Genomic DNA, 12,680 nt, shown 5'->3' with positions numbered 1-12,680 from the left:
TGTGCTTATCCATTACAATCTGGGCATGAGCTCCAGTTCCCCGCAAGCATCCCCCGCACCGATTCCCCGTTCCGTCTACCTCGGTGGCCTGGCCATCGCCGTGGGCGGGGCGGTGTTGTTTTCCACCAAGGCCATCGTCGCCAAGCTGCTGTACCGCTACCAGATCGACGCCGTCACCCTGATCGCCTTCAGGATGATTTTTTCGCTGCCCGTGTTCGCCGTCATTGCATGCTGGAAAATGCGCACGGAGCCGCCCCTGTCAAACAGCGACCGCTGGCGCCTGGTCGGGCTGGGACTCGTCGGCTATTACCTGTCCAGCTATCTGGATTTTCTTGGGTTGCAATACATTTCCGTGGGCCTGGAGCGGCTGATTCTGTTCCTTACGCCCACTTTCGTGCTCCTGATAACCACCGTGTACTTCAAGCAGACCATCAGCCGCCTGCAGTGGCTGGCCTTGCTCACCTCATATTGCGGCATCGTGCTGGTGTTCGTGCATGACTTGCAGGGCGGCGCCAGCAATGTGGCCCTCGGTTCGACCCTCGTGCTGGGCTCGGCCTGCTCGTATGCCGTGTACCTGCTGGGTTCAGGCGAACTGGTGAAACGCATCGGCTCGATGCGCCTGGTCAGCTACGCGATGTGCGTGGCCAGCTTTGCCTGCATCTTGCAATTTTTCATTTTGCGCCCTGTCGAGCTGCTGATCCAGCCCATGCCCGTGTATGGCTTGTCCTTGCTCAATGGCATCTTTTGCACGGTGATGCCCGTCTTCATGACGATGATCGCCGTCGAGCGCATCGGCGCGCCCGTCGCCTCGCAGGCAGGCATGATCGGCCCCGTGTCGACGCTGTTCCTCGGTGCCATGATTCTCGATGAGCCGATTACCAACTGGCAGCTGGCTGGCACCAGCCTGGTATTGGCCGGTATTTACTTGCTGTCGAAAAAGAAATAATTCCTTCACTCACTGAAATGGCCCGCACCATGAAAACACGCATCGCCCTGATTGCCCACGACAAGAAAAAAGATGACATGATTACCCTGGCGGGCGAATACCTGGATTTCCTCAAGGGTTGCGAACTGTCGGCCACGGGCACCACGGGCGGCCGCCTGATCAACGAGCTGGGCTTGCAGGTCGAGCGCAAGCATTCCGGCCCGTTCGGCGGCGACTTGCAGATCGGCTCGCTGCTGGTGGAAGGCTTGATCGATTGCGTGATTTTCCTGCGCGACCCGATGACGCCGCAGCCGCACGAGCCGGACATCAACGCCCTGGTGCGCGCCTGCGACGTGCACAACGTGGCGTGCGCAACGAATCTGTCGTCGGCGCACCTGGTGCTGTCGCAACTGCAGGCGCGGGCCGTCGCGGCAGTCTGACGTTTTTCCCGATTCTTCTTCAAGGAGCATATTGTGAGCGCAACGATTACCACCAAAGCCATCCGCGTACAGCGCGTGGGCGGCCCGGAAGTGATGGAATACGTGGATGTGGAACTGCCGCCGCCCGGTCCCGGCGAGGCGCGCGTCAAGCACGAGGCCATCGGCCTGAACTTCATCGACGTGTATTTCCGCACGGGCCTGTACCCGCAGCCGCTGCCCAATGGCTTGGGCGTGGAAGGCGCGGGCATCGTCGAGGCGGTGGGCGAGGGCGTTACCGAAGTGAAAGTTGGCGACAGGGTGGCGTATGCGGCGCGCATCAATGGCGCGTATGCGCAGCAGCGCAATCTGCCTGCGGCCCTGCTGCTGGTGCTGCCCGAGCGTATCGCTTTCGATACGGCCGCCGCCATGATGCTGCAAGGCTTGACGGTGCAATACCTGTTCCACCGCACGGTGGCCCTGAAGGCGGGCGACACGGTGCTGTTCCACGCGGCCGCGGGCGGCGTGGGCCTGATCGCCTGCCAGTGGGCGAAAGTGCTGGGCGTGAACCTGATCGGCACGGCCGGTTCCGATGAAAAGGCCGCCCTGGCCAAGGCGCATGGCGCGGCCCACGTCATCAACTACAACACGGAAAACTTCGTCGAGCGCGTGCGCGAGATCACGGGCGGCAAGGGCGTTTCCGTGGTCTACGACTCCATCGGCAAGGATACGTTTACGGGTTCGCTCGACTGCCTGGCGCCGCTGGGCATGATGGTCAGCTTCGGCAATGCGTCCGGTCCCGTGCCGGCCTTCACCCTCAGTGAGCTGGCGTCGCGCGGTTCACTCTTCATCACGCGACCGGCCCTGTTCAGCTATGCCTCGAACCGCGCGAACCTGGAAGAGATGGCGGCCTCGCTATTCGGCGTCGTCAGCAGCGGCGAAGTGCAGATCGAGATCAATCAGCGCTACAGCCTGGCCAATATCGCCCAGGCCCACGCGGACCTGGAAGGGCGCAAGACGACCGGCTCGACCATCATCGTGCCATGAGCGGCGGCAGCGAAAGAGACGGCACGCCGAAGTTCGGCCGCCTGCTGATCGTGCTGTTATTGGCCGTGGCCCTGATCGGCGCGCTGACCTTTGCCGCCGAGGCGTATTATTCATAGGCATAAAACAGACATGAAAAAACCGGCTGGCACATTGCTGCACCAGCCGGTTTTTTTTAAATTACTCCAGACTTCTCGCGCCTGATAAAACCGTAGCGAGCGGAAGGGAGCTGCGGTCGAGAAGCGCAACTGTACGAAGGTACAGTGAGCATCGCAGGCCGTAGATCGCGACGCGCAGTAGGTTTTGGCTGGCGCTTTCAGTCTATCTTGACTTCGACCTTGCGCGGCACGCCGCTCTGACCGGGGAAATCGGCAAAGGCGCTGGCCACCATGGCCGGCATCACTTGCGACGTGGCGCGCTTGTTGCTTGTCGATTGCACGGTCACGTCGTACAGTTTCTTGCCGCTGCGGTCATTGATCGTCACGCGCAATTCGCGTTCGTACTTATGGCGTACGCTCTCTTCCATTTCCAGCGGGCCATACCAGTAGGGGTTATAGCCAAAGCGGCCATAGCCTGGCCAGGCGCCATAGCGATATCCGTAGCGGCCTGGCCAGTAGCCGGGGCCATACCAGAATGGGTCCGAAGCTTGCAGTACGCGCTCAGGATAGTCGACGGTGGAAAAATTCATGGCCACGCGCAAATTGGCCGCCGCAGGGCCCGAAGCTTCGCCGAAGCCGTGTTTGGCCAGTTCCGCGCGCACCAGGTTCTGGTAGCTGCGATACTCCAGGGTGTCGTCTTCCGCCACTGGCGCCTCGAATACATATGATTTGTCCTGCAACTGTGCGGGCCATTCGTGGAAGGCCGTCACGTCGCTGCGTATGGTGGTGGCGCAGCCGGTCAGCAACACGGTCAATGCGGCCATCATAATGGTGAGATATCGTTTCATTGCATGATCTCCTTAGATAAGCTGCAATTCATTGTTGGTAGACGCAATTCATCGCCTAGTATTATAAGAATAGTTCTATTTGTTTCCATTCATTATTACAGAATGTTACCTGGTATGTCGGCGTGTAAGGGAATCCAACATTCCTGAGCCGAATCGCGACTATCGGGGTCGGGTGTTGGTAAAATAGGCTTTTGCCTCCGCTCCCACCCAAATCCCTATGCGCACAGACAGCCCTCAGACGATTTACCGCAAAGATTACACGCCGCCCAGTTTCCTGGTTGACAGCGTCGAACTTGGTTTCGATCTCGATCCCGCCCGCACAGTGGTGGCGAGCCGGATCCGCATGCGTCACAACCCGGCCAGCACCAGCCGCAGCATCGAATTGCACGGCGAACACATCGAACTGGTGATGGTGCGCCTGAACGGCAAGGTATTGAAGCCGTCGCAGTACAAGCTGACGGCCGGCATGCTGACTATTCCGAAGGCGCCCGACGAGGTGTTGCTCGATATCGAGACCGTGCTGGCGCCGCAGGACAATACCTCGCTGTCCGGCCTGTACGTGTCGAACCATAATTTCTTTACGCAATGCGAAGCGGAGGGCTTCCGCCGCATCACCTTCTTCCCGGACCGCCCGGACGTGATGGCCAAATATACGGTCATGTTGCGCGCCGACAAGGAACGGTATCCGGTGCTGCTATCGAACGGCAACCTGATCGAAGAGGGCGACCTGGGCGACGGACGCCATTACGCCAAGTGGGAAGACCCGTTCAAGAAGCCATCCTACCTGTTTGCCCTGGTGGCGGCGCGCCTGGTGTGCCAGGAAGAGCGCTACACGCTCAAGTCCGGCCGCGAAGCGCTGCTGCAAGTGTGGGTGGAGGACGGCAACCTCGATAAAACCGACTACGCCATGCAGTCGCTGAAGAATTCCATCCGCTGGGACGAGGAACGCTTTGGCCTGGAACTGGACCTGGACCGCTTCATGATCGTCGCCGTGGGCGATTTCAACATGGGCGCCATGGAAAACAAGGGCCTGAACATTTTCAACACCAAGTACGTGCTGGCCAATTCGCGCGTGGCCACCGACGTTGACTACGCGGGTATCGAAGCGGTGGTGGGCCACGAATACTTCCATAACTGGACGGGCAACCGCGTAACGTGCCGTGACTGGTTCCAGCTGTCGCTGAAGGAAGGCTTGACCGTGTTCCGCGACCAGGAATTCTCGGCCGACATGATCGGCACGGACACGGGCCGCGCCGTCACGCGCATCGACCAGGTGCGCACCTTGCGCCAGGCGCAGTTCCCGGAAGACGCGGGCCCGATGGCCCATCCCGTGCGTCCCGATTCTTTTGTGGAAATCAATAACTTCTATACGGTCACGATCTACGAGAAGGGCGCCGAAGTGGTGCGCATGTACCAGACCCTGGTGGGCCGCGACGGTTTCCGCAAGGGCATGGACCTGTATTTCGAACGCCACGATGGCCAGGCCGTGCAGTGCGACGACTTCCGCGCCGCCATGGCGGACGCGAATGGCCGCGACTTTACCCAGTTCGAGCGCTGGTACAGCCAGGCCGGCACGCCCATCGTCACCGCTGCCACGCGCTACGACGCCGCCAGCCGGACGTTCGAGCTGACCCTGACGCAAAGCTGCCCCGCCACGCCGGGCCAGCCGGAAAAGCTGCCCTTCCACATCCCCGTCACCGTCGGCTTGCTGGCTGCCGATGGCCGCGACCTGCCGCTGCACGTCGATGGCCTGGCGACCAAAGGCGCCACCAGCGTCGTGCTGGAGCTGACCGAGGCGACGCAGACGTTCCGCTTCACGAATGTGACGGAAGAAGCCGTGCCATCGCTGCTGCGCGACTTTTCCGCGCCTGTGGTGCTCGAATACGACTATACCGACGCCGAGCTGCTGCACCTGTTCCGTCACGACAGCGATCCGGTCAACCGCTGGGAAGCGGGCCAGCGCCTGGCCATGGAGCGCCTGCTGAAACTGACCGGCGCCGTCGCCGCCGGCGAGACCCTGGCGCTGGACGACACCTTCATCGCCGCGCAGCGCGCCCTGCTGGCCGATGACACGCTCGATCCCGCCTTCCGCGAGCTGGCCCTGATCCTGCCGTCGGAAACCATCATCGCCGAGCGCATGGCGCAAGTCGACCCGCAGGCGATCCATGCGGCGCGCCAGTTCATGCGCCGCACCATCGCCGCGGCGCTGAAACCTGAACTGCTGGCGCAATACCATGCCAACCAGACGCCGGGCGACTACAGCCCCGACGCCCTGTCGGCCGGCAAGCGGGCCTTGAAAAACCTGGCCCTGTCGTATCTGCTGATCGCGCCCGAAGCGGCGGAGCTGGACCTGGCGCGGCTGCAGTTCGACAATGCCGGCAACATGACGGACCGCGCCGCAGCGCTGGCGGCCCTGATTCATTCCGGCTCGCAGCCGCATGCGCAGGCGGCCTTGAGCAGTTTCTATGCCGACTTCGAGAACGAGGCGCTGGTGGTCGACAAATGGTTCGCCATGCAAGCATCCGCGCCGACGACCGATGTGCAGGCCGTGCGCCAGTTGATGACGCATCCGGCTTTTACCTTGAAAAATCCGAACCGCGCGCGCAGCCTGATTTTCAATTTCACCAACGGCAATCCGTCCCAGTTCCATGCTGCTGACGGCAGCGGCTACGCCTTCTGGGCCGAGCAAGTCATCGCGCTCGACGCCCTGAACCCGCAAGTGGCCGCGCGTCTGGCGCGCTCCATGGACCGCTGGCGCCGTTACGTGCCGGCGCTGCAAAACCATATGCGCGACGCGCTGGAGCAAGTCGCCGGCCAGGCCAGCCTGTCGAACGACGTGATGGAAGTGGTTTCCAAGGCATTGGCCAACTAATTTTGGGGTCAGACCCGCCGGGTCTGACCCCAGCTGACCCCAGCTATTACCTTGGGTTAAGCAAAGAAATACCATTAAAAAAAGGGGTTTCATGAAACGCATCAGTCTTACGCAATACCTGGTTGAAGAGCAGCGCTCGAACAACAGCATTCCGGCCGAACTGCGCCTGCTGATCGAAGTCGTCGCGCGCGCTTGTAAGACCATCAGCCACGCCGTCGGCAAGGGCGCCCTCGGTGAAGTGCTGGGCACGGCCGACACGGAAAACGTGCAGGGCGAGGTACAGAAAAAACTCGACATCATCTCCAACGAGATTTTGCTGGAAGCGAATGAATGGGGCGGCCACCTGGCGGCCATGGCGTCGGAAGAGATGGAATCGATCCATCCGATTCCGAACCGCTATCCGAAGGGCGAATACATGCTGCTGTTCGACCCACTCGATGGCTCGTCGAACATCGACGTCAACGTCTCGATCGGCACCATTTTCTCCGTGCTGAAGGCGCCGGACGGCATGGGACAGCCGACGGAGCAGGACTTCATGCAGGCGGGCAGCAAGCAAGTGGCGGCCGGCTATGCCGTGTACGGCCCGCAAACCATGCTGGTGCTGACCTTCGGCAATGGCGTGAACTGCTTTACCCTGGACCGCGAAATGGGTTCGTGGGTGCTCACGCAAAGCAATATGCAGATTCCGCCGACGACGAAGGAATTTGCCATCAATATGTCGAACGCGCGCCACTGGCATCCGCCCGTGAAGCGCTATGTCGACGAACTGCTGGCCGGCGACACGGGCCCGCGCGGCACCAACTTCAACATGCGCTGGATCGCCTCGATGGTGGCCGACGTGCACCGCATCCTGAACCGCGGCGGCATCTTCATGTACCCGGCAGACCTGCGCGACACCTCGATGCCGGGCAAGCTGCGCCTGATGTACGAAGCGAACCCGATGGCCTTCATCGTCGAGCAAGCCGGCGGCGCCGCCACCGACGGCCAGCAGCGCATCATGGACATCGCCCCGCACAAGCTGCACCAGCGCGTGCCCGTCTTCCTCGGCTCGAAGGACGAAGTGGCCCGCGTGACGGCCTACCACGCGGAGTAAACCTCGCACTTTTCCACGATTTTCAGCGGCCCGCAGCCGGGCCGCTAAAAAAAATGAAAAAAGTTCGCGTTGACACTAGCAAATTTTGTGCATTGTTTGTAGAATGTGGGTCTTCGCCGTTGTAGCTCAGTTGGTAGAGCAGCACATTCGTAATGTGAAGGTCGCCAGTTCGATTCCGGCCAACGGCACCAAGTATTCGTTGTAGAAAAAAACCCACCGCTCAAACGGTGGGTTTTTTTTTCGCCTGCAGCATTCTCGCCCGCCAGCCTGCGCCGGCGAGTGGCGCATCCGTCTAAATGACAAATTCCCGGCTCACGGCCGGCTTGTGCGCCAGCAGCAGTGATAATTTTTTTAATGCGTTGGCCAGGCGCGCGCGGTCGCGGATGCTGCCCAGCGAGATGCGGATGGCGTTCGGCGGGCGGTTGTCGTAGAAGGCGTCGGAAGCCGTCACGGCCACGCCTTGCGTGCGGGCAGTGGCGGCCAGTTCGCGCGAGGTCCAGTAGCTGGGCAGCGAGAACCATACGTGGATGCCGTCGCTGCGCGGGTGGCTCGTGCCGGTGAGGATGGTGCGGATGACGTCCTGGCGCGCGGCTGCTTCGCTGCGTACGCCGGCCAGCAGCTCGTGCGCCGAGCCGTCGTGTATCCATTGCGTCGCCAGCGCCGTCGTCAGGGGCGTGGCCATCAGGCTGAAGGAACGCAGGGCCTGCACGAAGCGTTCGCGCCGTTGCACGTCGGGCACCAGCGCATAGGCCATGCGCAGGCCGGGCGCCAGGCATTTCGACAGGGTGGCGATGTGGGACACGTGGCCTGGCGCGTAATGGGCCAGCGGCGGCGGCGCGTCGCTGGCCAGCAGCCAGTACGGGTCGTCCTCGATGATGTGCATGCCGCAGCGGGCCGCCACTTCCGTGATGGCCAGGCGCCGCGCGTCCGGCATGGTGTGCGCCGTGGGGTTTTGCAGGGTCGGATTCAGGTAGATCAGGCGTGCATGGTGCTTGCGCCAGGCTTTTTCCAGCGCTTCGGGCAGCATGCCGTCCGCATCCGTTTCCACGACGATGAGCTTGCGGTTCAGCTGCCCCGCCGCCGAGCGCAGGCCCGGATACACGGCCGCCTCCGTCAAGATGGTGTCGCCGGGCCGGCTCAAGGTCAATATCAGCGCCGCCAGCGCCGCCTGCGCGCCAGGACAGGCCACCACGTGCTGCGCATCGACGTCGCCAAACATGGGCGCCAGCCAGACGGCGCCCGCCGCGCGGTCGGCTCTGCCACCGCCGCCCAGATGATAGCTCATCAACAAGTCGCTGTCCGTGCGCATCAGCACCTGCGCCACGCCCTGTTTCAGCAGGTCATTGAAATCGACGCCCACGGGCGGCGGCGGGATATTCATGCTCAGATCCAGCAACTGCGTCAATTCCACCTTCGGCGCGGCCACGTAGGTGCCGCGCGCGCCCTGTCCCTCCAGCAGGTTGCGGCGCTTGGCCTCGTCGTATGCGCGGGTTACCGTCGTCAGGTCGACCCGGAGCAGCTCGGCCAGGCGGCGCTGCGGCAGCAGGCGGTCGCCGGGACGCAGACTGCCGTCCGACAGCGCGCGCTCGAGCATGTCGGCGATCTGCAGGTAGCGCGGGCCGCCATGTTGCACGAACGGCGTGACCCATGCGCTGGCCTGGCTTTCTTCTTGTATGGATTTTGATTTGGACATTTTGCCTTCATGTATGGGTATTGCTTCCCGTTATTATGGGAAAATTCCCCATAAAAATCCATACATTTGTGTGTGCAACCCCTGTATCTCAAGCAAAAGACGATGCATAGCCCATCGTTGTTAGCGCCACGATGCCTGGTCGCTGCAGGGCGTTTTCTGTGCCGCAGCGCACTTGCGATAGCTCCGCAATCCCTGTCCGTTCCACCAGGCCGGCGGCGTTTGTTATTTTGTCATTTCCAATAGGAATTTAAGTCTGCGCTTCAAGGTGTGGCAGCGCACGGTGGCGCGCGGCGGGCGCGGTTAAGGTGGTGTCAACAGCTTGCTGCTGATCCAGAGTTTGATATGGCTCAGCCCGGCAGCGTTTAGCCGCTTCTTTTTTCCCGGAAGCGAGGAGAATCATGATTCGGTCACGGCATCGAGCATGGTTGATTTATTCACCTTTGAAGGAAACCATCATGAACGCGATTGAAAAAGCCAGCTCCGATTTGAACGGTAACACTCAGGAGACCCGCCAGGACTTGCACCGCACCATCGATAAGGTGGCAGACCAGGCCCAGCCTCTGATCGACAAGGTCGCCACGCGTGCCCACGAGGGCGTGGACCAGGTGGGCGAGCGCATCGAGAAGGTCAGCGACAGCATGTCGAAAGCGTCCGAACGCCTGATGGCGCGCGGCAAGCAATTGGGCGCCGCCTGCCAGCGCGCCGGCGAAACGGGCCGTGATTATGTACGCGAGCGTCCGGCCGTGTCGCTGCTGGTGGCCGTGGCGGCCGGTTATGGCCTGTCGAAACTGCTGGGTTCGCGTAAATAGTAAGTAGCCGTCGGTTTACGCATTCCTGCCGAGTAGTTCTCGTGGGCGCCTGCCCGCTTCGCCATCATGGCGAACTGAGCCGGCGCCCACGCGCACGAGGTAGTGGTAGCAGGCAGTAAGGAGGGTGGAACATGCGCTCCATTTTGTTGTGGTTGATTGGTGTACCTATTCCCATCATTATTTTGATTGCCCTGTTCGTGCGCTGAATGAGGGAGTTGTAGCGTTACTTCCCGGGGCAGACTACTCACAGGAGATGTAATGGCTACCAACAAGAAAACGCCGTCCACGGACGGTGCGGGTTCCGTATTGAGCAGCATGTCCGGCCCATCCGAGGCCGATCCGCCGCAGAGCCTGGGCAGCGACCACGCCGCGGCCCAGGCGCTGCTGAAGAAAGCCGCCGCCGGACAGGCGCTGTCGGCCGCCATGCCCGACAATCCGAATGTCGCTGGCCAGTATGGCGAGGCGGCGCGCGCGCCGGCCGAAGGCGTGCACGTGACGTCGGGCGAAGCGCTGGCCTCGGCCAGCACGACGGGCGAAACGACGCCCTCGCCGAAGGTGGGCGACGGGCAGCCGGCCTTGGGCGAGAATGCGCGCAATGCCTCGCTCGACGGCGCCCGTAGCGATGACAGCGGCTGCGTGCTGACGACCAACCAGGGCGTGCCCGTGGGCGACAACCAGAACTCGCTGAAGGCGGGCTTGCGCGGCCCCACCCTGATGGAAGATTTTATTTTGCGTGAAAAGCTCACGCATTTCGACCATGAGCGTATCCCCGAGCGCGTCGTGCATGCGCGCGGCTCCGCCGCCCACGGCTATTTCGAATGCTACAAGGAGCAAAGCAAGCTGACGCGCGCCGCGCCGTTCGCCAAGGCGGGCAAGCGCACGCCCGTCTTCGTGCGCTTTTCCACCGTGGCCGGCGAGCGCGGCTCGACCGACACGGCGCGCGACGTGCGCGGCTTTGCCGTGAAGTTTTATACGGACGAAGGCAACTGGGACCTGGTCGGCAATAACATTCCCGTCTTTTTCATCCAGGATGCGATGAAGTTCCCCGACCTGATCCACTCCGTCAAGCCCGAGCCGAACAACGGCATCCCGCAGGCCGCCAGCGCGCATGACACCTTCTGGGACTTCGCCTCGCTGTCGCCGGAAATCACGCACATGCTGATGTGGGTCATGTCCGACCGCGCCATCCCGCGCAGTTTCCGCATGATGCAGGGCTTCGGCGTGCACACCTTCCGCCTCGTGAACGCCAAGGGGCAGTCCGTCTTCTGCAAGTTCCACTGGTCGCCCTTGGCCGGCACGCATTCGCTCGTCTGGGACGAAGCCGTGAAGATCAGCGGCGCCGATTCCGACTTCCACCGGCGCGACCTGTGGGAAGCCATCGAGTGCGGCGAGTATCCCGAATATGAATTGTCCTTCCAGGTCTTCACGGAAGAACAGGCCGAAGCGTTCCCCTTCGACGTGCTCGACCCCACCAAGCTGATTCCCGAAGAACTGGTGCCCCTGATCCCTGTCGGGAAAATGGTCTTGAACCGCAATCCCGATAACTTCTTTGCCGAGACGGAGCAGGTGGCCTTTTGCACGGCGCACATCGTGCCCGGCATCGATTTCAGCAACGATCCGCTGCTGCAGGGCCGCATTCACTCGTACGTGGACACGCAGATCACGCGCCTGGGCGGCGCCAACTTCCATGAAATCCCCATCAATTCGCCGCTGGCACCGCTGCACAACAACCAGCGCGACGGCATCCACCGCCAGGCCATCAACCGGGGCCGGGTCGCCTACGAACCCAATTCGCTGGCGGGCGGCTGTCCGTTCCAGGCGGGCGCGAAGGGGTTCAACAGTTTTCCCGCCCCCGTCGATGGCGACAAGGTGCGCGGCAAGCCCGAGAAATTCGCCGAGCACTATGGCCAGGCGCGGTTGTTCTGGATCAGCCAGACGCCGGTCGAACAAGACCATATCGTGCATGCGTTCCGCTTTGAACTGAGCAAGGTGCAGACGGTGGCCATCCGCAAGCGCGTCGTCGCCATGTTGCGCAATGTCGACGAAACGCTGGCGCAGCGCCTGGCCGATGCGCTGGGCCTGGCGCTGCCGCCCGTCATGCCGCCCGTCGCCATGCTGCCGATCCCTAGCTATCCGCCGTCGCCGGAACTGTCGCTGTTTTTCCGACCCGGCAAGACGGGCATCCACACCCTGCGCGTGGCCATCCTCGTGGGGCCGGGCAGCGATGGCGCGCAGGCGCGCAATATCTATGCGTCCCTGCTGGCCGACGGCGCCGTGCCGCGCCTGGTGGGCAGCCACCTGGGCAAGGTCGACACGAGCGGCGGCGCGCCGCTGGCCGTGGAAATCTCTCTGGAAACGGGGCCGTCCGTCCTGTTCGACGCCGTCGTGGTGCCGGACGGCGAAGGTGCCGTGCAGCAGCTGGGCAGCGACGCCAATGCGCTCGACTTCCTGCGCCTGCAGTACCGCCACTGCAAGCCGATACTGGCCGTCGGCGCGGGCAAGGGCTTGCTGGACCAGGCCGGCGTGCCGACGACCCTGCCCGACGGCAAGCCCGATCCCGCCGTCATCGTGGCGCCGTCCGCCGATGTCGTGAAAGCCGTGGCGGCCTTCAAGAAGCTGCTGGCCGCCCACCGTTCGTTCGCGCGCGAGACGGACCCGCCGCGCGTGTGATGACGTGAAGTGGGCCAGGCCTGCCGGGCCTGGCCCTGGATCTGCATGGTCTGCTTGCCCATCGCCTTCAGCGCAGCCTTGTTTTTCTCCTTGGCAACACCATCGATCAATTTAACCAATCAAAACCTGCTGCGGTGATATGCTGCGCATGAGAACTGTTCATATGCAACTGTTTGCTTAACAACAGCAAAGCAGCAAAGAACGGCTTCAGC

Annotated in this window: 9 protein-coding genes and 1 tRNA gene; 8 read left to right on the top strand and 2 right to left on the bottom strand. The window is 62.3% G+C overall.

Annotated elements, in window-relative coordinates; all coding sequences use genetic code 11:
• Positions 1-25 precede the first annotated feature (25 nt).
• From AC07VI_RS02740 to AC07VI_RS02730, 3 genes are all read left to right on the top strand, one after another.
• Positions 26-946 (top strand): DMT family transporter, encoded by a 921-nt coding sequence (locus AC07VI_RS02740; protein ID WP_086144002.1) that lies wholly within the window; start codon positions 26-28, stop codon positions 944-946.
• A 29-nt stretch (positions 947-975) separates the two neighbouring features.
• On the top strand, positions 976-1,365 hold the full coding sequence (locus AC07VI_RS02735; RefSeq protein ID WP_086144003.1) for a methylglyoxal synthase: 390 nt from the start codon (positions 976-978) through the stop codon (positions 1,363-1,365).
• A gap of 93 nt (positions 1,366-1,458) precedes the next feature.
• A complete protein-coding gene (locus tag AC07VI_RS02730) occupies positions 1,459-2,388 on the top strand; it encodes a quinone oxidoreductase family protein (protein ID WP_226935496.1) in 930 nt (309 codons plus the stop codon).
• A gap of 313 nt (positions 2,389-2,701) precedes the next feature.
• Here AC07VI_RS02730 and AC07VI_RS02725 read toward each other — a convergent pair whose 3' ends face one another.
• Positions 2,702-3,331, bottom strand: coding sequence for a DUF4136 domain-containing protein (locus AC07VI_RS02725; protein ID WP_086143937.1), 630 nt, complete (start codon positions 3,329-3,331; stop codon positions 2,702-2,704).
• Between the two features lie 217 nt (positions 3,332-3,548).
• On the opposite strand from AC07VI_RS02725, the gene pepN reads away from it, so the two are divergent.
• The 3 genes from pepN (at position 3,549) to AC07VI_RS02710 (ending at position 7,487) form a co-directional block, all read left to right on the top strand.
• Entirely contained in the window at positions 3,549-6,203 is a 2,655-nt protein-coding gene (gene pepN / locus AC07VI_RS02720) for an aminopeptidase N (protein WP_086143938.1), read from the top strand.
• A gap of 91 nt (positions 6,204-6,294) precedes the next feature.
• Positions 6,295-7,296, top strand: coding sequence for a class 1 fructose-bisphosphatase (locus tag AC07VI_RS02715; protein WP_034747152.1), 1,002 nt, complete (start codon positions 6,295-6,297; stop codon positions 7,294-7,296).
• A gap of 115 nt (positions 7,297-7,411) precedes the next feature.
• A tRNA-Thr gene (locus AC07VI_RS02710) sits at positions 7,412-7,487 on the top strand.
• Positions 7,488-7,588: 101 nt separating this feature from the next.
• On the opposite strand, the gene AC07VI_RS02705 is transcribed toward AC07VI_RS02710, so the two are convergent.
• Positions 7,589-8,989, bottom strand: a complete 1,401-nt coding sequence (locus tag AC07VI_RS02705) for an aminotransferase-like domain-containing protein (RefSeq protein ID WP_086143939.1) — start codon at positions 8,987-8,989, stop codon at positions 7,589-7,591.
• A 455-nt stretch (positions 8,990-9,444) separates the two neighbouring features.
• Here AC07VI_RS02705 and AC07VI_RS02700 point away from each other — a divergent pair, with 455 nt between their 5' ends.
• Together AC07VI_RS02700 and AC07VI_RS02695 are read left to right on the top strand one after the other, a co-directional pair.
• Positions 9,445-9,798: an ElaB/YgaM/YqjD family protein gene (locus AC07VI_RS02700; RefSeq protein WP_086143940.1), complete on the top strand. Its 354-nt coding sequence runs from the start codon at positions 9,445-9,447 to the stop codon at positions 9,796-9,798.
• 258 nt (positions 9,799-10,056) lie between these two features.
• A complete protein-coding gene (locus AC07VI_RS02695) occupies positions 10,057-12,468 on the top strand; it encodes a catalase (protein WP_492995624.1) in 2,412 nt (803 codons plus the stop codon).
• Positions 12,469-12,680: the final 212 nt, after the last annotated feature.

The sequence above is a fragment of the Janthinobacterium sp. GW821-FHT03A03 genome (assembly GCF_059421435.1).
The sequence above is the reverse complement of the archived record's forward strand: the minus strand, read 5'-3'. Positions and strand labels throughout refer to the sequence as shown.

Bases quoted from the DNA above. Each gene is read 5' to 3' on its own strand.
- pepN (WP_086143938.1), top strand. From the start codon at position 3,549: ATGCGCACAGACAGCCCTCAGACGATTTACCGCAAAGATTACACGCCG.
- AC07VI_RS02695 (WP_492995624.1), top strand. From the start codon at position 10,057: ATGGCTACCAACAAGAAAACGCCGTCCACGGACGGTGCGGGTTCCGTA.
- AC07VI_RS02715 (WP_034747152.1), top strand. From the start codon at position 6,295: ATGAAACGCATCAGTCTTACGCAATACCTGGTTGAAGAGCAGCGCTCG.
- AC07VI_RS02740 (WP_086144002.1), top strand. From the start codon at position 26: ATGAGCTCCAGTTCCCCGCAAGCATCCCCCGCACCGATTCCCCGTTCC.
- AC07VI_RS02730 (WP_226935496.1), top strand. From the start codon at position 1,459: ATGGAATACGTGGATGTGGAACTGCCGCCGCCCGGTCCCGGCGAGGCG.
- AC07VI_RS02705 (WP_086143939.1), bottom strand. From the start codon at position 8,989: ATGTCCAAATCAAAATCCATACAAGAAGAAAGCCAGGCCAGCGCATGG.
- AC07VI_RS02735 (WP_086144003.1), top strand. From the start codon at position 976: ATGAAAACACGCATCGCCCTGATTGCCCACGACAAGAAAAAAGATGAC.
- AC07VI_RS02725 (WP_086143937.1), bottom strand. From the start codon at position 3,331: ATGAAACGATATCTCACCATTATGATGGCCGCATTGACCGTGTTGCTG.
- AC07VI_RS02700 (WP_086143940.1), top strand. From the start codon at position 9,445: ATGAACGCGATTGAAAAAGCCAGCTCCGATTTGAACGGTAACACTCAG.